Source organism: Burkholderia sp. Bp9016, from assembly GCF_003857765.1.
Lineage (GTDB): Bacteria > Pseudomonadota > Gammaproteobacteria > Burkholderiales > Burkholderiaceae > Burkholderia.
In genome coordinates this window covers 52,277-74,954 of the sequence record NZ_QTPY01000001.1, presented here as the reverse complement: position 1 = coordinate 74,954, position 22,678 = coordinate 52,277, and the positions used below count along the sequence as shown (strand labels likewise).

General features: G+C 68.8%; 22 protein-coding genes. 16 read left to right on the top strand and 6 right to left on the bottom strand.

Features of this window, described 5'->3' with window-relative positions; translation table 11 throughout:
* The first annotated feature begins 227 nt into the window (after positions 1 to 227).
* The gene (locus DIE13_RS00380) at positions 228 to 1,124 is read left to right on the top strand and encodes a LysR family transcriptional regulator (protein WP_124825292.1); all 897 of its coding nucleotides are present in this window, start codon (positions 228 to 230) and stop codon (positions 1,122 to 1,124) included.
* Between the two features lie 125 nt (positions 1,125 to 1,249).
* Positions 1,250 to 1,882, top strand: coding sequence for a LysE family translocator (locus tag DIE13_RS00375; protein ID WP_124825291.1), 633 nt, complete (start codon positions 1,250 to 1,252; stop codon positions 1,880 to 1,882).
* A gap of 317 nt (positions 1,883 to 2,199) precedes the next feature.
* Here DIE13_RS00375 and DIE13_RS00370 read toward each other — a convergent pair whose 3' ends face one another.
* Positions 2,200 to 3,885 (bottom strand): purple acid phosphatase family protein, encoded by a 1,686-nt coding sequence (locus DIE13_RS00370; protein ID WP_124825290.1) that lies wholly within the window; start codon positions 3,883 to 3,885, stop codon positions 2,200 to 2,202.
* A gap of 282 nt (positions 3,886 to 4,167) precedes the next feature.
* On the opposite strand from DIE13_RS00370, the gene DIE13_RS00360 reads away from it, so the two are divergent.
* The 4 genes from DIE13_RS00360 (at position 4,168) to DIE13_RS00345 (ending at position 6,388) form a co-directional block, all read left to right on the top strand.
* Complete coding sequence (locus DIE13_RS00360; protein ID WP_124825288.1) at positions 4,168 to 4,467, top strand: YXWGXW repeat-containing protein; 300 nt, start codon at positions 4,168 to 4,170, stop codon at positions 4,465 to 4,467.
* A 240-nt stretch (positions 4,468 to 4,707) separates the two neighbouring features.
* Positions 4,708 to 5,472 carry an RNA polymerase sigma factor gene (locus DIE13_RS00355; protein WP_124825287.1) on the top strand — a complete coding sequence of 255 codons (765 nt, stop codon included), beginning with the start codon at positions 4,708 to 4,710 and terminating at the stop codon, positions 5,470 to 5,472.
* A complete protein-coding gene (locus DIE13_RS00350) occupies positions 5,469 to 5,888 on the top strand; it encodes a hypothetical protein (RefSeq protein WP_124825286.1) in 420 nt (139 codons plus the stop codon). Before DIE13_RS00355 ends, DIE13_RS00350 begins: the two co-directional genes overlap by 4 nt.
* Positions 5,885 to 6,388 carry a periplasmic heavy metal sensor gene (locus DIE13_RS00345; RefSeq protein ID WP_124825285.1) on the top strand — a complete coding sequence of 168 codons (504 nt, stop codon included), beginning with the start codon at positions 5,885 to 5,887 and terminating at the stop codon, positions 6,386 to 6,388. The genes DIE13_RS00350 and DIE13_RS00345 overlap by 4 nt, the downstream gene beginning before the upstream one ends.
* 141 nt (positions 6,389 to 6,529) lie before the next feature.
* Here DIE13_RS00345 and DIE13_RS00340 read toward each other — a convergent pair whose 3' ends face one another.
* Positions 6,530 to 7,390: an alpha/beta hydrolase gene (locus tag DIE13_RS00340; protein WP_244107105.1), complete on the bottom strand. Its 861-nt coding sequence runs from the start codon at positions 7,388 to 7,390 to the stop codon at positions 6,530 to 6,532.
* Positions 7,391 to 7,900: 510 nt separating this feature from the next.
* Here DIE13_RS00340 and DIE13_RS00335 point away from each other — a divergent pair.
* From DIE13_RS00335 to DIE13_RS00320, 4 genes are all read left to right on the top strand, one after another.
* A complete protein-coding gene (locus tag DIE13_RS00335) occupies positions 7,901 to 9,295 on the top strand; it encodes a DUF1800 family protein (RefSeq protein ID WP_124825284.1) in 1,395 nt (464 codons plus the stop codon).
* A gap of 2 nt (positions 9,296 to 9,297) precedes the next feature.
* Positions 9,298 to 10,461, top strand: coding sequence for a DUF1501 domain-containing protein (locus DIE13_RS00330; RefSeq protein WP_124825283.1), 1,164 nt, complete (start codon positions 9,298 to 9,300; stop codon positions 10,459 to 10,461).
* Between the two features lie 65 nt (positions 10,462 to 10,526).
* On the top strand, positions 10,527 to 10,745 hold the full coding sequence (locus tag DIE13_RS00325; RefSeq protein ID WP_124825282.1) for a YXWGXW repeat-containing protein: 219 nt from the start codon (positions 10,527 to 10,529) through the stop codon (positions 10,743 to 10,745).
* A 209-nt stretch (positions 10,746 to 10,954) separates the two neighbouring features.
* Positions 10,955 to 11,353: a lysozyme inhibitor LprI family protein gene (locus tag DIE13_RS00320; RefSeq protein ID WP_175750458.1), complete on the top strand. Its 399-nt coding sequence runs from the start codon at positions 10,955 to 10,957 to the stop codon at positions 11,351 to 11,353.
* Between the two features lie 37 nt (positions 11,354 to 11,390).
* Here DIE13_RS00320 and DIE13_RS00315 read toward each other — a convergent pair whose 3' ends face one another.
* Both DIE13_RS00315 and DIE13_RS00305 read right to left on the bottom strand, forming a co-directional pair.
* Positions 11,391 to 12,584, bottom strand: coding sequence for a tyrosine-type recombinase/integrase (locus DIE13_RS00315; protein ID WP_124825634.1), 1,194 nt, complete (start codon positions 12,582 to 12,584; stop codon positions 11,391 to 11,393).
* Positions 12,585 to 12,903: 319 nt separating this feature from the next.
* Positions 12,904 to 14,079: a helix-turn-helix transcriptional regulator gene (locus tag DIE13_RS00305; RefSeq protein WP_124825280.1), complete on the bottom strand. Its 1,176-nt coding sequence runs from the start codon at positions 14,077 to 14,079 to the stop codon at positions 12,904 to 12,906.
* Between the two features lie 246 nt (positions 14,080 to 14,325).
* Here DIE13_RS00305 and DIE13_RS00300 point away from each other — a divergent pair, with 246 nt between their 5' ends.
* Positions 14,326 to 14,706: a DUF4377 domain-containing protein gene (locus DIE13_RS00300; protein WP_124825279.1), complete on the top strand. Its 381-nt coding sequence runs from the start codon at positions 14,326 to 14,328 to the stop codon at positions 14,704 to 14,706.
* Positions 14,707 to 14,739: 33 nt separating this feature from the next.
* On the opposite strand, the gene DIE13_RS00295 is transcribed toward DIE13_RS00300, so the two are convergent.
* Complete coding sequence (locus tag DIE13_RS00295; RefSeq protein WP_124825278.1) at positions 14,740 to 16,128, bottom strand: DHA2 family efflux MFS transporter permease subunit; 1,389 nt, start codon at positions 16,126 to 16,128, stop codon at positions 14,740 to 14,742.
* Between the two features lie 160 nt (positions 16,129 to 16,288).
* Between DIE13_RS00295 and DIE13_RS00290 the strand changes: the two genes are divergently transcribed.
* A complete protein-coding gene (locus DIE13_RS00290; RefSeq protein WP_124825277.1) occupies positions 16,289 to 17,149 on the top strand; it encodes a LysR family transcriptional regulator in 861 nt (286 codons plus the stop codon).
* Between the two features lie 117 nt (positions 17,150 to 17,266).
* On the opposite strand, the gene DIE13_RS00285 is transcribed toward DIE13_RS00290, so the two are convergent.
* The gene (locus DIE13_RS00285; RefSeq protein ID WP_011355015.1) at positions 17,267 to 17,617 is read right to left on the bottom strand and encodes a VOC family protein; all 351 of its coding nucleotides are present in this window, start codon (positions 17,615 to 17,617) and stop codon (positions 17,267 to 17,269) included.
* Positions 17,618 to 17,876: 259 nt separating this feature from the next.
* Between DIE13_RS00285 and DIE13_RS00280 the strand changes: the two genes are divergently transcribed.
* The 4 genes from DIE13_RS00280 to DIE13_RS00265 all read left to right on the top strand — a co-directional run bounded on the left by DIE13_RS00280 (position 17,877) and on the right by DIE13_RS00265 (position 22,673).
* Positions 17,877 to 19,016 carry an LLM class flavin-dependent oxidoreductase gene (locus DIE13_RS00280; protein WP_124825276.1) on the top strand — a complete coding sequence of 380 codons (1,140 nt, stop codon included), beginning with the start codon at positions 17,877 to 17,879 and terminating at the stop codon, positions 19,014 to 19,016.
* A 177-nt stretch (positions 19,017 to 19,193) separates the two neighbouring features.
* Positions 19,194 to 20,387, top strand: coding sequence for an acyl-CoA dehydrogenase family protein (locus tag DIE13_RS00275; RefSeq protein ID WP_124825275.1), 1,194 nt, complete (start codon positions 19,194 to 19,196; stop codon positions 20,385 to 20,387).
* A 10-nt stretch (positions 20,388 to 20,397) separates the two neighbouring features.
* A complete protein-coding gene (locus tag DIE13_RS00270; protein ID WP_124825274.1) occupies positions 20,398 to 22,155 on the top strand; it encodes an FAD-dependent oxidoreductase in 1,758 nt (585 codons plus the stop codon).
* Positions 22,155 to 22,673 (top strand): flavin reductase family protein, encoded by a 519-nt coding sequence (locus DIE13_RS00265; protein ID WP_124825273.1) that lies wholly within the window; start codon positions 22,155 to 22,157, stop codon positions 22,671 to 22,673. Before DIE13_RS00270 ends, DIE13_RS00265 begins: the two co-directional genes overlap by 1 nt.
* Positions 22,674 to 22,678 lie beyond the last annotated feature (5 nt).

Sequence of the window (22,678 nt, the reverse complement as noted above, 5' to 3'; positions counted from 1 at the left end):
AACCGGTCGCCCGGTTGCTGCGGTCCGGCCGTCGGTCTACGCCAGCCGGACCGCAGCAGACGCGCACCCCTTCGACAGCACGAACACGGTTCGAGGCTGAATCTTACCCGAGCGCGGCGCGGGGCATCGGCGAGCGCCACCTGTCGTTGCCGCCGTTCAATACAATTCGATTCATGATGTGCAACCCTGTCATGTGAAAAATGCATGCATCGAAACGAGGAGGCGAGATGACGCTTGCGCAGTTGCAGGCACTGGCGGCCGTGGTCGAACTCGGCTCGCTGACGGCCGCGGCCGAACGGCTCAGCCGCAGCCAGTCCGCGATCAGCCACGCGCTGACCGAACTGGAAGAGCTCACCGAGGTCAAGCTGCTGTTGCGCGACCGGCAGCCGGTCGTATTGACTGCCGCGGGCGAACGCCTGTGGCCGTACGTGCAGAACGTCGTGCGCGAAGCGCAGACGCTGCGCCAGCAGTTCAGCCTGTCGCGCGGCAAGCTCGAAGGGCGGCTGGTGGTTGCGTCGTTGCCGAGCGTATCGCTGGCGTTCGTCGTGCCTGCGCTGGAGACGCTGAAAGAGCGGCATCCGGGCGTGACGGCAGTGCTGCTCGAAGGCACGGACGCGGAAGTCGAAGGGTGGATCGACGACGGGACGGCCGACATCGGCGTGGTGGCGGGCACCAAGACGTTCGCGCACGACTTGCCGTTGCTCGACGAGGATTTCGTCGCGGTGGCTGCGCACGACACGTTCGACGGCCGCAAGAGCGTGTCGGCCAAGGTGTTGTCGGCGGCGCCATTCATTTTCTCGAAAGCCGGGTGCGGGCCGGTCATCGCGGATTACTTCGCCCGCAACGGTGCGGCACTGCGCGCCGGGTTCAACGTGGTCGAGATGCGGACGATCCTGTCGATGGCGGAGGCGGGAATGGGCGTGTCGATCGTTCCGCGCATCACGCTGACCTACACGCGATTCGGCGGACGGGTGCTGGAGCTGTCGCCCAGGCTGCGCCGTTCGGTGCGCCTGGCGTGGAATGCGACCGGCAACGCGGTCGCCGACGAGTTCGTGAAGCTGGTCGACGCGCAGCGCGCCAAGGCAGGCAAGGCGGCCCGGACGCGGGCGAACAAGGGCAAGTAATGGGGGGCGCGGCGCGATGAAGCGCGCTCATGCGGTACTTGCAGTTTATTCATGCCGACGCATATCGACATGCAATACATTGCTGGATACACGCCACTGATTCCATTGCCTCGAAGGATATCGCCATGCCGGCATTGCCCGCCCTGATTGCATTCGGACTCTTGTCGCTCGGCATGGTGCTGACGCCCGGCCCGAACATGATCTACCTGATCTCGCGCTCGATCTGCCAGGGCCGCCGCGCGGGGCTGGTGTCGCTCGGCGGCGTGGCGCTGGGGTTCGTGTTCTACATGTTCTGCGCAGCGTTCGGCATTACCGCGCTGGTGCTGACCGTGCCGTATGCGTACGACGCGTTGCGCTTTTGCGGCGCGCTGTATCTGTTGTATCTCGCGTGGAATGCACTCAAACCGGGCGGTCGCTCGGCGTTCCAGGTCCGGCAATTGCCGCACGACAGCGGTGCGAGACTATTCGCGATGGGCTTCGTGACGAATCTCGCGAACCCGAAGATCGCGGTGATGTATCTGTCGCTGCTGCCGCAGTTCATTTCACCGGGGCATGGCAGCGTGCTGACGCAATCGCTCGCACTGGGCTGCGTGCAGATCGCGGTCAGCGTCTGCGTCAACGCGCTGATCGCGTGCATGGCCGGTGCGATCGCGGGGTTTCTTGCCGGACGGCCGATGTGGGCATTGGCTCAGCGCTGGCTGATGGGGACGGTACTGGCCGGATTGGCCGTACGCATCGCGTTGGAATCGCGAAGCTAGACGAGTGCGCTTGGGTGCTGACGGAGTCGAACGGCGGTCGTTGCAGGTATCGAGTCCGACAAAACCAATAGCCGGGGGCCCGGCCTTGAGTCGTTCAAAACTTGCATTTTCCGCCGCTGTCGCGGTCTTCGCGACGCTCGCCGGCATCGCGCATGCCGAGGTGTCGTACGTCTACGCGTCGGAGGTCGCGTGCTGCAAGCCCGTCGCGACGTGCGAAATAGCGGACCCGGGCGATGCCTGCCGCGCGAGGCGGAGCGGGGCGTGCATGCGCCCCCGGTCGTCCGCCACGCCCTCACGCGCGGCGGGCGACCGGCGCATCAATGCCCACGCCGCTTCTTGCTCAGCTCGATCGTCTCGAACAGCTCGTATTGCGCGGTCGGTTGCTGATCCGCGCCCGGCGCGTGGTAGTAGCGCATCGTGATCGTCGTCTGGCCACCCGGCTTGCCCGGATCGTGGTCGAACACGGCAATGCCGTACCCCGTGCCGGTATCGCGGCGCGCGGACCAGATCGCGTCCTCGAGCGCATCGGCGCCCTGGCGCACGAACGTGTTCGCGGCTGTGCCCGGCACCGGCCGGTTCGGCTTCGTGAAGATCTTCGCCTGTGCGAAACCCGTCGCCGGATTCTCGCCGTACACGTCGAGCGGCGCACTGGTGCCGCCGCCGCCGAGGATCAGGTGGATCGTGCCGTGGCTCGTGTCGAACGTCGTGCGCGCCGGATCGGCCGTGCCGACCGGACGCGGCTGCAGCGTCTCGACGACTTCGCCGGTCGACGCGTCGACGCCCGCGCGGTGATTGCAGCCGCGCACCGGGTAGCTGCGCTCGTAGTCGTGATCGTGGCCGCACAGCACGAGATCGACGCCGTAGCGATCGAACAGCGGCAGCCATGCCTCGCGGATGCCCTTGTCCGATCCGTTGCCCGTCTTCGACGAACTCAGCGCGTCCTGGTGCATCTGCACGACGATCCAGTCGATGTCGTCGTCGTGCGACGCGTGACGCAGCGTGTGCTCGAGCCAGCGCGTCTGTTCGCCGTTGCTGTAGCCGCGCACGTAGAACGACGTGCCCGGCGCGATCGGCGGGCGGCCGGTGCTCGCGGCCGGCACGAGCGGATCCGGGCCGCCGACGAACGCGGCCGCGTCCTGATACACGACGTCGTCGGCGTCGAGCGAGATGAACAGCACCGAGCTCACGCGGAAGCTGTACCAGCGGCCGGGAAAGCGCGTGCCGTTCTCCGGCAGGGTGTAGCGCGCGAGATACGAGTCGAGGCCTTGCGGGCCGTTGTTGAATTCGATCTCGTGATTGCCGGGGCACGGCATCCACGGACGATTCGCAGCCGAGGTCTGGTTGTTGTTGCCGAAGTCGCGCCACACCTCGGGCTGATGCGCGGGGTTCAGGTTCGCGTAGCAGAGGTCGCCGTTCAGCAGGTGGAACAGCGGCTGGAACTGCTCGACGGCCTGCACCGCGAAGCGGCTTTGCGGCGACGACAGCACCCATGCGCCATTCGGCGTCGCGAGGTCGCCGTAGCTCGTGAAGCGGAACGGCGCGCGGCCGCGCGGCGCGGTCGTGAAGGTCGCGGAGAACGGCTGTGCGGCGTTGCTGTCGTTGTCGGCCGTCAGCTCGTAGCGGTAGCGCGTGTCCGGCTTCAGTCCGTGCACGCGGGCGTGATACGTGAACACGGTCTCGCCGTTCAGGCCATCGGTGTAGATACGCTGCACGCCGTGCACGGTGCGTGCCGCCTCGCCGTCGGCGACGATGCGCGCGCGTGGATTGACGGCCGGCGCGAGCGACACCCACGAGATCGCGACTTCGGACGTCGGGTCGCTACCCCACGTCAGGTGAACCTGCTCGGGCGTGCCGTCCGGGCTCGACGCGGCGGCACGGGCGGCCGCAAGCCCGCCCGCGGCGGTGGCGAGGCTCGATACGCCGGCCAGTTTCAGGAAGCCGCGACGCGATACGGAAGCGGCCGGCTCGTTCGGCTCGGCGGAGAAGTTGTCCGGGTTCGACATGATCGTATTTTCGTTGATTGGGACGCGAGATGAGGAACCGCCCGGCCGGCGCATGCGCGGCCGGGGCGTGGGCCGGAAACGAGCGGGATCCCGGTGACACGCATTGTCGAAGGGCTGTTTTGCCGGGTTGTGACAGACGGCAAACAACGTATCGCTCGCCTGCATCGGTGCTTTCGTCGCGGCGGAAATATATTTGCCGATGGCGCGACGGATTTCGTCCGCACGCGTCGTTCAAGGAAATGAACAGCTGCTTCCGGCTGAGCCGACGCTTCGGAGTCTTTCATGAAACTTTCCGCATCATTGCGATTAGCTGCCGGCTGCGCAGCGGCGCTGGCGACGTCCGCCGTATTCGCACAGGCCGTTATCGTCGCGCCGGTCGCACCGCCGCCGGCGCGCGTCGAAGTCGTGCCGGCGCCGCGTGCGGGCTATGTGTGGGATCACGGCCACTGGCGCTGGCGGCAGGGCCGCTACGTGTGGGTCCCCGGACACTGGCAGACGGTTCGCGTGGGCTATCGCTGGGTGCCCGGACACTGGGCTCCGCGTGGCCCCGGTTGGCGCTGGGTGCCGGGCCACTGGGCGTGATGCACACGGTGTCGCGCGGCGCGCAGCGCCGGCGCGGCGGAATTTCGTCCAGACGCCATGAGTCGAACCATGCCTTTCCGAACCATCGTGATACTGGCGGCCGCGGTCATCGTGCTGGCCGGCTGCGTCGTGGTGCCGGCGCGTCCCGCCTATTACCGGCCCGCGCCGGTCGTCGTATATTGATCGCGCCGGCCGGCTGCCGCAGGTCGCGGCGCCCGGCGAGCGATCGACAGGATCGGTATGCGGTTCGAGCCGGATGTCGATGAAGCCGACAGTGCCGACATCGGGCGCGGCGCACCACACGCCGCCGAACCGTCGGCGTGGCGCCCGGCGGCGCCGGCCCGACGCATGCAAGGAGAGCACGACGATGAGCTTCATCCGGACGGCGGGCGCACCCGCCGGTACAGTGCGGCGCATGCGCGGCACACGGCGGAGCAACCTGCGTTGAGCGACGGCGATCCGGACGCGGAACTCGTCGCACGGGTCGGCGCGCGCGACGCGTCGGCCGTGCGCGTGCTCGTCGCCCGCAAGCTGCCGCGACTGCTCGCGCTGGCGACCCGCATGCTCGGCGACCGCAACGAAGCGGAGGACGTCGCGCAGGAAACCTTCCTGCGGATCTGGAATCACGCGCCGCGCTGGCGGGAAGGCGAGGCGCGCTTCGACACGTGGCTGCATCGCGTCGTGCTGAACCTCTGCTACGACCGCTTGCGCGGGCGGCGCGAGGAGCCGGTCGACACGCTGCCCGAGGTGCCCGACACGCAACCCGGGCCGGCCGCGCACGCGGAGCTGCGCTCGCGCGACGCGCGCGTGCGTGACGCGCTCGCCGCGTTGCCGCCGAGGCAGCGGGAGGCGCTCGTGCTCCAGTACTATCAGGAAATGTCGAACATCGAAGCGGCCAACCTGATGGGCATCACCGTCGATGCGCTGGAAAGCCTGCTCGCGCGCGCGAGACGCAACCTGCGTGCGCAACTGGCCGGCGACCCACCTAGCGAGGAAAAGCGATGACACCCGAACGATTCCGTACCATCGTCGCCGCGTATGGCTCGGATGCGCGGCGCTGGCCGCAGGACGAACGTGCGGCGGCCGAAGCGTGGGCCCAGGCGCATCCGCGCGACGCACTGGAGGCGCTCGACGATGCGGCCGACCTCGATGCGTGGCTCGCGCAAGACACGGTTGCGCCGCCCGCGCCGGCGCTGGTCGAACGCATCGTCGCGACGGCGCCCGCGCCGCAACGCGCGCGGCGGCGCGGCAATGTGTGGTGGTCGGGCGCGGCGTTCGCGGGCGTCGGGCTGGCCGGTGCGCTGGCGGGCGCGGTGGCCGTGTCGATGCTGATGCTCGGCAGCGCGCCGATCGCGCAGCACGAACCCGGCTACCTGACGACGACGTTCGGCGGCCCGAGCATCGACGGAGGCGACGAGTGAGCGAACGCGGCTGGAAGTACATCCTCGTCGGCTCCGTCGTGCTGAACGTGTTCATGCTCGGCGCGATCGGCGGCGGCGCGTATCAGTGGTTCTCGACGCATCGCGGCCTGCATGTGGCCGGCATGCCTGCGCAGCACACCGCGCTGCGTTTCGCCGCGGACGAATTGACCGACGCGCGTCGGCGGGAATTTGCCGCGGCGCTGAAGGCGGCGCGCAAGGACGGTCGGGATTTCGCGCGCGAGGGGCGCGATGGCCGGATCACCGTGCTGGATTTGCTGGCTGCGCCGCAGCTCGATCGCGCGGCGATCGATGCCGCGCTCGATCGTACGCGTGCGGCCGATACCGCGTTGCGCGGGCAGGTCGAGCGCAGTGTCGTCGATTTCGCGGCGACGCTGACACCGGACGAGCGCGCGAAGTTCGTCGACGGGTTGCGACGTAGCGGAAACTGGCGGCTGCCGGCGAAATTGCAGAAGAAGCCGGACGAAGCGGGGAGCCCGTAAGCATGGCGACATGCGATCGGGTTCGGCTCGCGTCGTCGATTCCCGATATCGCATGCGCAGATCACTGACGGAAAACCTTCGGCGGCGAACTTCCGCGAAGCGTCGCCACGAACGTGCGATCCCGTTACGGATACGACATGCTCAACGCGCAAGCATCCACGCCGAGATCGCATCGACGATGCTGCCCTCCACGCCATTGAAGCCGTGATAGGCGAACGCCTCGCACGGATCGCCGCGCGACGTGCCGCCCGACACGATCATCAAATCGGCTTTCGGCGACTGGTCCAGTTTCTTCATCAGCGTATCCGTCTCGGACACCGGGCAAAACTTGCAGCCGTCTTTTTCATGGTGCACGACGAGCACCGGAATCCTGAGGCTCGCGAGATCCATGTTCGTGACCGGGTCGCCGCCGCGGTTGTCGCGCAGGATCGTCGAGGTCAGCACGATGCCGTCGGGCCCGCCGCCGCCGGCCAGCGCGATCGCAATGGCCGCAACGGATTGCGTGCCGCGGCTCGTTCCCACGAGCCAGACCGGTATGTGCAACTGCGTCTTCAACCATGCGATCACGGCGCGCGCATCGTCGGCGTGCTCGCGCGAGAGACGAAAGCCGTTGAGGTAGGGCGCGGATTGCCGGTCGCTCGGTGCGTCGATGACCGCCACGGCAATGCCTTTATCGACGAACATCGTTCTGGTGCGGACCAGGAAATTGCCTTCTCCCCATCCGAATCTTCCCGACGGGTCCAACTGCAGTCCACCGTGTCCGCCGGCATAGAGAATCGCCGCTATTTTCGGCGTTTGCGGTGCGATGAAGAGAAACCGTTGCGTGACGCCGGGGCGCGTCGGAATGTCGACGACCCTGGGCGCATTTTGTGCGTGAGCCGCATGGCCGTGCAGCGTCAACGCGATGGCGAGCAGCCACGCGCACGTCCAGAACGACGGTGCGCGTCGGCGAGTCGAGCCATGAAATGGTGCGCAAGGATGCGTCATCGTCGTGGCGGCCACCGCATTGCGCCGTCGCTCGACGGTGCGCGGCGACGTCTCCTCGTCAAGGTCATGCCGCGACTTCAACACGATGCGCGGCGTTCAATGCGATTCGACAAACTGAATCGGTCTCCGGTTGTGCCGATTCATTGCTTCGGAGCGAGGCGACGAAACCCGCGTGACGCGCGGACGGCACATTCCTTTGAGTCTAGATGGCTTTGCGGGAAGGGCAAGCGGGCGACAGGCTCATGGCGCTCGCCTTTGTGGGTGAACGAGAGTGACCGCCGGTTGATCGGGAGCGGAAACGGACAGATAGAACAAAATCGGCATCGCGACGGTGGATCGCAAGATCATGCTTCGCGATCCCTGGCAATCCGCGCAGTGCATGGCCCGGAGAATTTTTGTCATCGTTTGAAAGCAAACGGAAAGGCATGCGCTCGCGGCGCAACGAAGAAAAAATATCGAGCCGTCCGGCGACGGATTTCCCGCCACCGTCCGTTAAACACGGGTACGCATCGCGAGAACCCCGTCATGGACCACCCGAACGACATCTCACCGGCCGCCATTGCGCTGAACCGCTTCGGTCTCGGCGCGCGGGCCGACGAAGCGCCGCCCGCGGATCCGAAGGCGGCGCTGGTCGCCCAGCTCGACCGTTACGACGCACGGCCTGCCGCGTGGGCCGGCGAGCCTGACGCGGTGGCGCTCGCGACGCGCTTCGCGGAGGCACGCAACGCGATGACGAGCGACGACGCGGCGGCCAGGCGCGCGACCGCGCAGTCGATCCGTCGCGACGGCTACGACGCGTATCGCAGCGCCGTCGCCGCGCGGCTGAACAGTGCGCTGAACACACCGGCGCCGTTCGTCGAGCGTCTCGTGCATTTCTGGGCGAACCATTTCGCGGTGTCGGTCGACAAGGGGCAGGTCGCCGCATACGCGGGGGCATTCGAGCGCGATGCGATCCGTCCGCACGTGCTCGGCCGCTTCGAGGACATGCTCGTCGCCGTCGTGCAGCATCCCGCGATGCAGCTGTTCCTCGACCAGGCGCGCTCGGTCGGCCCCGACAGCCCGGCCGCGCTGCGCGCCGACGCCCGCAATCCCGCGGCGCGGCGCGGCCTGAACGAAAACCTCGCGCGCGAAATCATGGAGCTGCATACGCTCGGCGTACGCACCGGCTATACGCAAGCGGACGTGACGGAATTCGCACGCGCGCTGACGGGCTGGAGCATCGCGGGCGGTCGCGGGCCGCAGCCCGGCGATGCGGCGCCCGGCGCGTTCGTATTCCGCTCGAAGCTGCACGAACCGGGCGCACGCACGGTGATGGGGCGCACTTACGACCAGCCGGGCGAAGCGCAGGGCCGCGCGATTCTGGCCGACCTTGCGCTTGCGCCCGCGACGAGCCGGCATATCGCGTTCCAGCTCGCCCGTCATTTCGTCACCGACAATCCGCCGCCCGCGCTGACCGACCGGCTCGCACGCGCATTCGACGCGAGCGGCGGCGACCTGCCGACCGTCTATCGCGCGCTCGTCGATGCGCCCGACGCGTGGGCGCCGGTGAACCGCAAGTTCAAGACGCCGTGGGAGTGGGCCGTGTCGTCGCTGCGGGGGCTCGGCTGGCGCGACACGGGCGGCCTGAAGGCCGCGCCGTTGCTCGCGCAACTCGGCCAGCCAGTGTGGCGGCCCGGGTCGCCGGCCGGCTACGACGACGTCGCCGCGAGCTGGGCCGCGCCCGATGCGCTGGTGCGCCGCGTCGAAATCGCGCAGCGGCTCGCCGCGCGCACCGGCGACCGGCTCGATCCGCGCACGCTCGGCAATACGCTGCTGGCCGGCTCGCTGAGCGCACCGACGGCAACCGCGCTGTCGCGCGCCGAAAGCGCGACCACGGCGCTTGCGCTGCTGCTCGTGTCGCCCGACTTTCAACGGAGATGAACATGGCCCGATCCTTTACCCGTCGGCATTTCCTGAGCGTTGCCGCCGCCGGCGCAGGCGCGTTCCTCGTCGCGCCGCGCATCGTGTTCGCGAACGTCGACACCGACCGGCGCTTCGTGTTCGTGATCCAGCGCGGCGCGGCCGACGGGCTGAACATCGTCGTGCCGTATGCGGAACCCGCGTATGCGTCGCTGCGCGGCCCGCTCGCGATCGACGCTTCGGCCGCGACACGCGTCGACGGCACGTTCGCGCTGCATCCGTCGCTGGTGCGGACCGCGCAGTTGTATCGCGACAGGCAGGCCTTGTTCGTCCACGCGATCGCGTCGCCGTATCGGGACCGCTCGCATTTCGACGGACAGAACGTGCTCGAGACGGGCGGGCGGGCGCCGTACCAGGTGAAAGACGGCTGGTTGAACCGGCTTGCCGCGATGTTGCCGAGGACGCGCGACAGCGCGATCGCGTTCGCGCCGACCGTGCCGCTCGCGTTGCGCGGCAGCGTGCAGGCCACGTCGTATGCGGCGTCGGGATTGCCGGCCGCGCCGGACGATCTGCTCGCACGCGTGTCGGCGCTCTACGAGGCCGACGCGCAGCTCGGGCCGCTGTGGCAATCGGCGATGGCCGCGCGCGGCCTCGCGGGCGATGCGCATGCGCGTCAGGACCCGGCCGGCGTCGGCAAGCTCGCGGCGACGTTTCTTGCACGCGACGACGGCCCGCGGATCGCGATGATCGAGACGGGCGGGTGGGACACGCACAGCGCGCAGAACGCGCGGCTCGCGAATCAGCTGAAGGCGCTCGACACGATGCTCGCCGCGTTGCGCGACGGCCTCGGCCCGGCGTGGCAGCAGACGACGGTGCTGGTGGCAACCGAGTTCGGCCGCACGGCCGCCGTGAACGGCACGGGCGGCACCGATCACGGGCAGGCGTCGGTCGCGATGCTGGCGGGCGGGGCGGTCGCGGGCGGCCGCGTGATCGCCGACTGGCCCGGCTTGCGGCCGGCCGACCTGTACGAAGGGCGCGACCTGAAGCCGACCGCGTCACTCGACGCACTGATCGCCGGTGCGGCTGCCGAAAGCCTGCGGCTCGACCCCGACCGTACCGCCGCTGCATTGTTCGCCGAAAGCGGCACGACGCGGCCGATGACGGGCCTCGTTCACGCCATGGCGTGATGCGCGGCATCCGGCATGCCGGTGTCGACATCCACCAACCGATAACACGACAGGGAGAATCGAAGATGAAGATCCGATCCATATCGCTTGCCGTCCTGGTGACCGCGAGCGCGGCGCTGATGTCCGCATGCGTGGTCGAACCCGCGCGGCCGCCGCAGCCCGCGCCGGTCGCCGAGGCGGCGCCGCCGCCGCCGGCGCCCGGCTATCGCTGGGCGAAGGGGCATTACCGCTGGGCCGGCAACCACTGGGCGTGGGTGCCCGGGCATTGGGTCGCAGTGTATTGAGTGGCCGTGTATTGAGCGCATGCAATATGCCGCGCATGTGACGGCACGGGAGAACGGAAGCGGGCTCGCGTATTGAACTGCGATGCGCGTTGCCCTAAGCTGCGCGATCCGGCGGCGGGCATTTCCGTTCGTCCGTCACGGCGAGCCGCCGTCCGATGCACGATCGTCTTCGGACGGTTCGCCGCCGTTTTCTTCCAGACGATACCCACATGAAGGCATGGCTTCTTGCGCTGGCCCTCGCGGCCGGCATGACCGGCGCGCAGGCCGCGTCGTTCGATTGCGCGAAAGCGTCCACGTTCGTCGAACGCGAAATCTGCGGCAATCCGGCGTTGTCGCGGCTCGACGATGCGCTCAACAAGGATTACCAGGACGTCGTGTACGACTTCGGCAACCGGCCGACCGAGGATCCGCCCGAGTATCGCCAGTTCATCGCGAGCCAGAGGGCGTGGCTGAAAGCGCGCAACCGCTGCACCACCACGCAGTGTCTGACCGACAGTTACCGGAAACGCATCGACGTGCTGTGCGGCACGATCGACGTGCCGGCGGAACGCGATCGCGCGAAGTGCCGCAGCAACGACGGGCTGGGCGGGTTGGAACTGCAGCACTGAGCACCGTCGGCAAGCATCGCGCACGGCCAATGACCGGCTACCAGTCGATCCGGTGCTTCTCGTCGGTTTCGCGGTGCCGCCAGTCGTCGTCGGCATGCAGATACTGGCTGGTCGTCGTCAGCGACACGTGCCCGAGGTTGTCGCGCACGAGCCGCAGGTCGACGCGGCCGTCGGCCATGTGCGAGCCCGCGCTGTGGCGCAGCCAGTGCGCGGACGCCTGTTCGAGCACGCGCGCCTGTTCCTCGCCGGCTTCACCGTGCGCACGCAGCCGGTCGGCGGCGAACCGGAACACCTGCTTCACGATCCGGTGCAGCGCCGCGCGCGTGAGCGGCTTGCGCGTGCGACCGACCGGCAGCACGAGCGGCGTGGGCTCGCCGTGCGCGGGCAGCGCCGGCAGGCCGTGCGCGCGCCGGTAGCGCGCAAGCTCGGCCATCATCTCGGCCGTGGCCGGCACGAGCCGCTGCCGGCCGCCTTTGCCGGTCACGTCGAGCCACCAGCGATCGCGCCCGTTCGCGTCGCGTCGCGCGAAGAAATGCCCCATCGTCGTGTCGGCCGCTTCGGTGATGCGCAGCCCGCCGAGATACAGCAGCGTGAACACCCAGCGTGCGCGATCCGCATGAAAGGCGGCGCGCGCTTCGTCGCGCGGCATCGCGGCGATCGCATCCTTGACCGCCTGCCACAGCGGCGCGCCGAGATGGCGCGTGACGCGCGGCGCCGGCCGTCGTTGCCGCTGCCGCGACAGCGCGAGCGGATTGCCGGCCAGATAGCCGGCCTGCACGAGCCACGAGAACATCACGTTCAGGATCACCATCGCCTGCCGCTGGCTGGCCGCCGACAGCGGCCCGTAGAACGGCCGCCAGCGCGGGTCGCCGCGCGGATGCTTGCGGCCGCCGTTCGCGCACCACACGTCGGCGGGCGCCGGCGCGAGCAGGAACTGCCGGTATACGACGAGATCCTCGTGCGTGAGCGACGACAGCGGCTTGCCGCACCCAATCACGGCCCACAGCAGCAGGCGCTCGGCTTCCTTGCGATAGTTCTGGAACGTGGTGGGCGTATCGACGAAGCGCGCGAGCCACGCGCGCACCGCGTCGAGATCGTTGGTCGCCGCGATCTGCGGATGCGCGCTCGTCGAGCGGTTCGTGCCCGCGCGTCCGTCGAGCGCGGCCGGCACGGTCAGCGTATCGATGGGCAGCGGCCGCAGCGCGGCGTCGGACGGAACGGGTGAGGTCATGCGAAGCGAGGCGAGGCGTGTCGCCCGCCCATGGCCGGGCGGGCACGACGAAGCGGTCGAGGTAGCGCCGATGGTAATACACGATCGCCGCACGGTGAAGCCGCCGTCCACCGCGCTCGCCCGGCCGGCGACGAAACGCGCGGCCGGCGAGCACGGTCACCTCACCGTTTCCGCGATGTCGCGCGGTTCGCCGGGCCGCGCCATCGGCGTGGTCTGCATCGGTTATCAGTTGCCTGTCGCCTGCGGCGTTGCAGGGATCGACAGGTCGGGTTGCCCTTCGACGTTGAAACGGACCAGACGGATTCGCAGGCCGCGCGCATCATCCGAGCGACAACACGCTGTTCAGCAATGTCCGCACGAGCGTCGCCTGTCGCGTGACGCCCGTCTTCGAGAAGATGGCTCGCAGATGCGAGCGCGCGGTGTTCTTGCTGATGTCGAGCGCGTCGGCGGCTTCCTCGAGCGTCGACCCGTTGACGAGCGCGAGCGCCAGCGTGGTCTCGGCCGGCGTCAGGTCGAACAGCTTACGCACGATGTCGTGCGACGCCTGCGACTTGCGCTCCGCATCGCGGATGAAGATCGCGCACGCGGGCCGGCGCGGATTGTCCTCCGACCATTCGCTGAGCGGCACCGTGCGGATCAGCACGCCGAGCGGCGACTTGCCGGACGGGCGCGGCACCGCGATCGCCTGCGCGACCGTCGGCAGGCCGCCCGCGCGCTCGGCGAGCACTTGCCGGATCAGCTTCTGCAGCTTGCGGTCTTCCAGCGGATACGACGCTTCGAGCACACCGGCGCGCACGCGCAGGCCGTCGCATTCGGCGAAGATTTCGTCCGCGACGCAATTGGTCTTCATGATCGCGCCGCGCTCGTCGAGGATCGCGGTCGCGACGAGCATCCGGTCGATCGTGCTCGCGTACAGCGTGCGCTCCGATTCGACCATCCCGAACTTCGCATGCAGCCGCACCGCGCGCTTCAGGTGCGGCAGCAGCGCGTTGCAGACGGCCTTGTCGGTCGTCGAGAACGCATGGCCGTGATGCGAGCGGCATACGCGGAACCGGCATTCGATTCCGTCGGGCGTGCGCAGGTCGGCGCCCATCAGGTAGCCCACGTCGAACGGCTCGAGAAACTCGCGATACATCGCGCTGCCGCGCCACACGCCGACGCCGAGCAGCTCGTCGACGGTGACGACGCGATTGCTCGGCAGGTTCACGAACGGATCGAGCGCGTAATAGTAGTTGTTGTACGACGCGACGCCCGGCAGCGGCGCGCTATGCCCGGACGCATTGATCATCAGCCCCGCGTGACCGCTGGCGGGCCAGCGCAGGATCATCGTCACGTAGTTCGCGTCGAGATGCACGCGAATCTGTTCCAGTGCGTCGCCCCACGGCACGTCTTCCAGCGGGCCTTCGTAGATGTTCGCGAGCAGTGCGTCGAATTGCTCGAGCGTCAGCGTCGATTGGGCAAGGCTCGGGGGAAGGGCCGGGGGCGCCGTGGTCATTCGGGTTGTCTCCTGTTGCAGCCGCCGGGTCGCGGTGCGCCGGGCGTGCTGGTGCGTATGCGTACGTGCGAGTGCGGCCCGATCGCCAGCGGCGGCACGCACCTGCACCGGAATACGGTAGCGCGTCGGCGTACATACGACATCCTGCGAATGAGGGGGACGGCACGCGGCCTGTAAGCTATTTGTGAACTTTCTCGATACGGCGTTCGTCTAATCGCCCCGCCCACGCTTTCACAGGAACATCAGATGAATCGCAAGACCAGAACGCTGCTCGGCGCGGCCGCGATTGCCGGCAGCACGCTGCTCGCCGGCTGCCAGACCGGCGCGACCGCGACGGACGCGCGCGCGGCCCGCCCGGCCGATGGCCGCCCGGTGACGAAAACCGTGTATGTCGCACCGCAGCCGGCGCGCTGCACGGGCGTCGCGCCGATGGACTGCCTGCAGGTGCGCAGCAGCCCGGCCGAGCCGTGGAGCCTGTGGTACGCGGGCATCGAGGGCTTTGCGTACCAGCCCGGCTATCAATATGTGCTGGAAGTCGACGAATACCGCGTTGCGCAGCCGCCGGCCGACGGCTCGTCGATTCGCTGGGTGCTCAAGCGCGTCGTCGAGCGCCGCCAGGTGAGCTGACGGCGCGGCGCGCCCGCTTGCTCGCGGCGCCGCTTACGCCGAAGGGCGCGGCGCGATCGGGCGCGGCGGCGCGGCCGTGTCGATGCGCCGGAACACGACCGACGACAGCAGCGTAACCGAGCCCATGCACGCGAACGACAGCATGAAGCCGTTTGCCATCGAACCCCAATGCGCGGCGAACAGGTTCACGAGCCCGCCGCCGATCGACACGCCGAGCCCCATCGCGAGCATCTGCATCATCGTGAACAGGCTGTTGCCGCTGCCGGCGTCGGCGTGCGACAGCCCCTTGAGCGTCACGGCGTTCATCGCGGCGAACTGCATCGAGTTCGCGGCGCCGAACACGATCAGCAGCACGATCTCCAGCACCGGCGCGGGCCGCGTCGAAATCAGCGCGAACCCGGCGATCGCGCAGCCGACGATCCCCGTATTCACGACCAGAAACGCCGCATAGCCGAAGCGTCTGGCGAGCGGCGCGATCCAGCGCTTCGCGATCACGCCGGCGATCGCGGCCGGCAACATCATCATCCCCGACTGCAGCGGCGTATAGCCGAGCTGTACCTGCATCAGCAGCGGCAGCATGAACGGCACCGCGCTCGTGCCGATCCGGCACAGCAGGTTGCCGAGCAATCCCGAACCGAAGTTCGGCTCGCGGAACAGCCCGAGCCGGAACAGCGGCTGTGCGCGGCGCCGCGCATGGGGCAGGTACGCGAGCGCGCTCGCGACGCCGAGCACGGCCAGCCCGATCGCCCAACCGGTGCGATGCGTGGGCATCGGCGGATCGGTCGCGAGCGACAGCGCGATCATCGCGACGGACAGCAGCGCGCAGCCGACGAAATCGAACGGCGGCGGCTGCGTCGCCTGATCGTGCGGCAGGTAGCGCTGCACCGCGATGAACCCGACCACGCCGACCGGCACGTTGACGATGAACACCCAGTGCCAGGAAATCGCCTGCGTGAGCCAGCCGCCGAGCGTGGGCCCGACGATCGGCCCGAGCTGCCCGGCAATCGACACGAACGCGATCGCCGCGACGTACCGTTCGCCCGGCACGCGGCGCAGCACGGCGAGCCGGCCGATCGGCAGCAGCATCGAGCCGCCGATGCCCTGAAGGGCGCGCGCGACGACGAGCTGGCCGAGCGTGTGCGATGCGGCGCAGCCGATCGATGCGAGGGAAAACACGAGGATCGCCAGCGAAAACACGCGGCGCGTGCCGAACCGGTCGGCGAGCCAGCCGGACGCCGGCGTGAGCATGGCCATCGTCAGCGTGTAGACGACCACGATCGGCTGCATCGCGAGCGGCGACGCATGCAGGCTTTGCGCGATCGACGGCAGCGCGGTGTTGACGATCGTCGTGTCGAGCGACTGCATGAAGAACGCAGCGGCGACGATCCACAACAGCGCGGAGTGTGAGGGTTCCCGGGACATGACGTAATTCGAGGTGCGGCGACCGTGGCCGGAGGCTGCGCGGCGGGCCCGCGCCGGCTCCCGGCCGGTCTACAAGCGTCCGATGGTACCGATTCCGGTGGTTATCGGGAAGCTGCCTCAAGGCATTGACTGTCATCGGATTTGCCAATGACAATGCATCATGCTCAATCCCGTCTGGCTCAAGACCTTCGCCACCGTCACGAACTGCCGCAGCTTCACCGAAGCGGGGCGGCAGCTCGGGCTCAACCAGTCGAGCGTCAGCGAACACGTCCGCCGTCTCGAAGAGAGCGTCGGGCGGCGGCTGTTCGTGCGCGACACTCATTCGATCGCGATGACGACCGACGGAGAAGCGCTGCTCGTGCATGCGAACGTGATCCTGCAGGCGCTGAACCGCGCGGAGTCGCAGTTCCGCAAGCCGCGGCTGCAAGGGCGCGTGCGGCTCGGCGCGTCGGACGATCTCGCACTGGTCGCGCTGCCCGACGTGCTCGCGGCGTTCCGCGCCGCGCACCCGGACGTCGCGCTGGAGATCACCACCGGCATGACGAGCCGGCTCTACGAGCTGATGGACGCGGGCGCGCTCGACCTGATGGTCGGCAAGCGGCGGCTCGGCGAGCGGCGCGGCACGCCGCTGCTGCGCGCACGGCTCGAATGGGTTGCGCGGCCGGGCACGGTGGTCGACCTGGAGCGGCCGCTGCCGCTCGTGCTGGTGGCCGAGCCGAGCGTCACGCGCGCGGTGGTGCTGAACGCGCTCGCCGAGAAGGGGATCGGCTGGGAAGTCGTGTGTTCGAGCAGCAGCCAGCCGGGCTGCATCGCGGCCGCGCGGGCCGGGCTCGGGCTCACCGCGACGTCGCAGTACCTGTCGGCACGCGGGCTGGCACCGCCCGTCAACGGCGACGGGCTGCCTGCGCTCCCCGACGTCGAATTCATCGCGCTCGCCGCGAAGCGGCTCAGCCAGCCGGCCGGCACGCTGCTCGAGCTGCTGGAAACCAGCGACCTGCGCGCACCGGGCGCGGCCGCGTAATGCGGGTAGGTGTAATGCGTGTCGTGAACGCGATGCCCGTCGATACCTGATGCACGGTATTCGTGCGGCCAGCGTTTCGCCGGCCGGGCCGTGCGCCATGCGCCATGCGTTGCCGCCTCACGCGGCGCGTTTCTGCGAAATCACCAGCAGCGCGCCGTTCTTGTCCTCCAGCACCGCGCGGTATTCGTGCGGCCCCGCCTGCACCGGCACGCGCACCGACGCTCCGGCCTTCACGACCCGCGCCATCGCCGCATAGAGATCGTCGTCCTCGTCCACCCGCAGCGTGAGCGCCGCGCGTTCGACGATCTGCTCGTCGCCGGCCACCAGTGCGATCGTCAGCGGGCCGCCGTCGAGCGCGCAATAGCGGTCGCCGTCGCGGAACTTCACGTTCAGGCCCAGTCCGTCGACGAACAGCGGCAAGGCCGTGTCGATGTCGTCGACCGGATACAGCAGCATCGATACCTTCATTTCCTCTCTCCCTTGTCGTGATGTGTGCGGCGCGCACTGCACCGTCGTTCGATCCTAGCGCGCGGTGCCGGCCGCGACGCAGTCCGATCGGATGACGGTGAAACCCCTCTGTTCCCGCAGGCGCGCCGTTACTCCAAACAGACGATGCCCGTGCGGGCCCGCGCGCGGACACTCCCATTCGTGGACCGTCGCTATTCGTCCGTATCGTGCGGGCGGCTGCACGACCCCGACTCGTCCAACATACATGGAGACGCACGCAATGAAGTTTTCCCTCATCTACGAAGCCCAGACCACCGACGCATCGCGCGAGGGCGACCACCGGGTGTTCAAGGAGACGGTCGAACAGGCGCTGCTGGCCGAGCAGGTCGGCTTCGACACGATCTGGTGCGTGGAGCACACGTCGCTGACCAACTATGCGCACATGAGCGCGCCGGAAACCTTCCTTGCGTACCTGGCCGGCCGCACGACGCGCATCGGGCTCGGTCACGGCGTCGTGTGCCTGCCGCCGGCGATGAACCATCCGATCAAGGTGGCCGAGCGGGTCGCGCTGCTCGACATCCTGTCGGGCGGCCGCGTGCATTTCGGCGTCGGCAAGGGCGGCAGCCAGCAGGAAGCGGGCGCGTTCGGCTACGACCTCAACGAACTGCAGCCGATGATCGACGAGTCGATGTACCTCGTGCCGAAGATGTTCGTGCAGGACGAGATCGAGCACGACGGCAAATACATCAAGATTCCGAAGCGTCCGATTCACCCGAAGCCCATGCAGGATCCGCACCCGCCGATGTACCTCGCGTGCACGAACACCGACGCGCTGCTGCGCGCCGGCCAGCGCGGGATGGGCGCGCTGGTGCTCGGCTTCGGCGGCCCCGATGAAGTCGCGAAGAAGAATGCGGTGTATCGCGAAGCATGGGCGAACCGCAAGCCGGAAGACCAGGTCGGCTTCCGCCCGACCCAGCACCTCGCCGCGCTGTGCCCGACGGTCGTGATGGCCGACGGCCAGAAGGCCCGCAAGATCGGCATCCGCGGCCAGCGCTACTTCATGGAGTCGCTCGCTTATTGGTACACGGGCGGCGAGCGTCCGGATCCGGCGAAGTGGGGCGACGACCTCGTGCAGGCCGACACCGGCGAGATGGTGATCCGTTCGCGCTTCGCGTCCGAGGAAGTCGTCGTGAACTTCGCCGATCCGGCGCTCGCGATGATGAACCCGAACCACGCGTACGGCACGGTCGACGACTGTATCGGCTACGTCGGCCGCTTGCAGGAAGCGGGCGTCGACGAAGTGCTGTTCCTGTGCCAGATGGGTACGGTACCGCACGACGCGCAGATGGAGACCATCCGCAATATCGGCGAGCACGTGATCCCGTTCTTCAACAATGAGAAGGAGCGCGCCTGCGCGTAATGCGGGCCGGACCGCGCCCGTCGTCCCTTCGGACGATGCGGCGCGGCCGCGCGAGGCCGACCATCGGCAGCAGGAACCCACGCTCGCGGCGCCCGCCGCGGCGAACCAGGTGAAAGAAGCCGGGGTGGCGCGGCAGCGCTGAAGTTTGAAGCAAATCGAAGATATAAGGAGACATTCGTGCATCGCGACAACGATTCGAACGCACTGGCCGCCACGCTGATCGCCCGGGCCGAGGCGCTTGCGCCGACGCTCGCCGGCCGCGCCGCGCAAGCCGAAGCGCAGGGCCGCATTCCGGCCGAGACGATCGCCGACATGCAGGCCGCCGGCTTCTTCAAGGTGCTGCAGCCGAAGCGCTACGGCGGCCACGAGCTCGATCCTCAGACCTTCTTCGACATCCAGATGGCGCTCGCGCGCGGCTGCATGTCGACGGCATGGGTGTACGGCGTCGTCGGCGTGCACAACTGGCAGCTCGCGCTGTTCGACGAGCGCGCGCAGCAGGACGTCTGGGGCAAGGACCCGGCGACGCTGATCGCGTCGACCTACATGCCGGTCGGCCGCGTGACCCCGGTCGAAGGTGGTTTCCGCCTGTCCGGCCACTGGAAGTTCTCGAGCGGCAGTGAATTGTGCGAATGGGTGTTCCTGGGCGCGCTGGTGCCGCCGGCCGAAGCCGGCCAGCCGCCCGAGTACCGCACGTTCCTGCTGCCGAAATCCGACTACCGGATCCAGCAGGACTGGGACGTGCTCGGCCTGCGCGCGACGGGTAGCCACGACATCGTCGTCGACGACGTGTTCGTGCCCGCATACCGCACGCACAAGGCGATCGACGGGATGATGGGCACGAGCCCGGGCCTCGCCGTCAACGATGCGCCGCTGTTCAAGCTGCCGTTCGCGCAGATTTTCGTGCGCGCGGTGTGCACGTCGTGTATCGGCGCGCTGCAAGGCGCGCTCGACGATTTCACCGGCTATGCGGCCACGCGCGTGTCGGCCAACAGCGGCGCGAAGACGACCGACGATCCGGGCGTGCAGAACGCATGCGCGAACGCGGCCGTCGCGATCGACGAGATGAAGGTGCTGCTCAAGCGCAATTTCGCGGAACTGATGGCGTCGGTGACGGGCGGCCCGGCCGTGTCGATCGAGCGCCGCGTGCATTTCCGCTATCAGTCCGCGCAGGTCGCCGAGCGCTGCGCGCAGGCCGCGAACGCGCTGCTTCGCTATGCGGGCGGCAACGGCATCTATCACCGCAATCCGCTGGTGCGCCGTTTCCTCGATCTGCACGCGGCCCGTGCGCACTACGCGAACAACGTGGACCGTTTCGGCCAGAACCTCGGCGCCGTGATGCTCGGCCGCGAGAACACGGACTACTTCATCTGACGAGGCGGCAATGAACGACACGCAAGCGCAGCAATACGTGTTCGACGTCGTGGTCGTCGGCTCCGGCGCGGGCGCGCTGCTCGCGGCGTGCCGCGCGGCCGACCGCGGGCTGTCCGTCGTCGTGATCGAGAAGACCCCGCTGTACGGCGGCACGTCGGCGGTGTCGGGCGGCGGCATCTGGATACCGTGCAACCACCATATCGCCGAACTCGGCGCGACCGATACGCGCGAGGCCGCGCGCCGCTATCTCGACGCATGCACGGCCGGCGCGTCGCCGCGCGACAGGCTCGATGCGTATCTCGACCAGGCGCCCGAGATGCTGCGCTACCTGGAAGCGAAGACGCCGGTGCGCTACCAGGCGCTACCGAAGTACGCGGATTATTTCCAGAAGCTGCCGGGGGCGATGCCCGGCTATCGCGCGCTCGATCCGCGGCCGTTCGACGGCGCGCTGCTCGGCGACGAGCTCGACCGGCTGCGGCCGCCGTCGCCCGGCACGCTGATCGGCGGCCGCGTCGCGGTGACGTCGAAGGAGGCGCATACGCTGTTCTCGCGCGGGCCGGGCTTCATGAAGCTCGCGATCGCGCAGTTCGGCCGCTACTGGCTCGACGTCGGCGTGCGCCGCCGCACGCGGCGCGACCGGCGCCTGACGCTCGGCAACGCGCTGATCGGAGGGCTGCGCCGCGCGCTGCTCGAGCGCAATGTGCCGGTGTGGCTCGACACGCCGATGCGCGACCTGCTCGACGTCGACGGCCGCGTGACGGGCGTGCGCGCACAGCGCTTCGGCCAGCCGGTGACGATCGCGGCGCGCCGCGGCGTGATCCTCGGCGCGGGCGGCTTCGAGCGCAACCAGCCGATGCGCGAACGCTACCTGCCGCAACCGACGCAGATGCAGTGGAGCGCGACGCCACCGGCCAACACCGGCGACGCGATCGCCGAAGGCCACCGCCTCGGCGGCGCGCTCGCGCTGATGGAGCACGTGTGGGGCGCGCCGACGGTCGGCGTCGCGGGCGAGGAGAAGCAGCGCGCGCTGTTCGTCGAACGCAACCTGCCGGGCTGCGTGATCGTCAACGGCCTCGGCAAGCGCTTCGTCAACGAAGCCGCGCCGTACTCGGAATTCGTGCCGGCAATGTATCGCGACCATGCGCGCACCGGCGCATGCGTGCCGGCGTGGATGGTGTTCGACGCGCGCTTTCGCCGCAAGTATCCGTGCGGGCCGATCATGCCGGCGTCGATGATGCCCGACGCACGCATTCCGGACGCCTTCCGCGACGTGCTCGTGAAGGCCGACACGATCGACGCGCTCGCCGAGCGGATCGGCGTCGATGCGGCGGGGCTGCACGACACGCTGCGCGACATGGCGCGCTATGCGGCCACTGGTATCGACGAAGCGTTCGGCAAGGGCGACAACCTGTTCGATACGTACTACGGCGATCCGAAAAACCAGCCGAATCCGTGCCTCGGGCCGGTCGACGAAGCGCCGTTCTACGCGGTGCGGATCGACGCGGGCGACATCGGCACGAAAGGCGGGCTGGTCACCGACGCGCATGCGCGCGTGCTGCGCGCCGACGGTGCGCCGATCGACGGTCTCTACGCGATCGGCAACACCAGTGCATCGGTGATGGGCGCGAGCTACCCCGGCGCGGGCTCGACACTCGGTCCGGCGATGACCTTCGGGTTCATCGCCGCCGACCACCTGGCCGCGCAAGCGGCCGACGCCGGCGGCCGGACAGCCCGGCCGTCCACGACTGAACTTGACGGAGTCCAATGATGAGCGATCTCACTACCCATCCGCTGCGCACCGACATGCTGCTCGCGATGCGCCGCCTCGCGCGCTCCGTCACGGTCATCAGCAGCGCGCACGCCGGCCGGCGCTACTCGATGTCCGCGACGGCGGTCGATTCGCTGTCGACCGATCCGCCATCGCTGCTGATCTGCATCAACCGCAACGCGTCGTTGTATCCGCCGCTCGACGCGGGCGCGCCGTTCTGCGTGAACGTGCTGTCGGCGCGTCATGAAGGCATCGCGATCGACTGCAGCGGCCGCCTGAAGGGCGAGGCGCGCTTCACGACCGGCGACTGGCACACGTCGCCGCTCGGCGTCCCGTATCTGCACGACTCGCAGGCGAGCCTCGTATGCGAGCAGGACGGCCGGTTCGAATACGGCACGCATACGGTGTTCATCGGCCGGATCCGCGAGGTGCTGATGACCGGCGACGTCGATCCGCTCGTCTATCTCGACGGCGCGTACACGACGCCCGGCGCGCCCGCGAGCCGCGTGGCCGCGTGACGGCG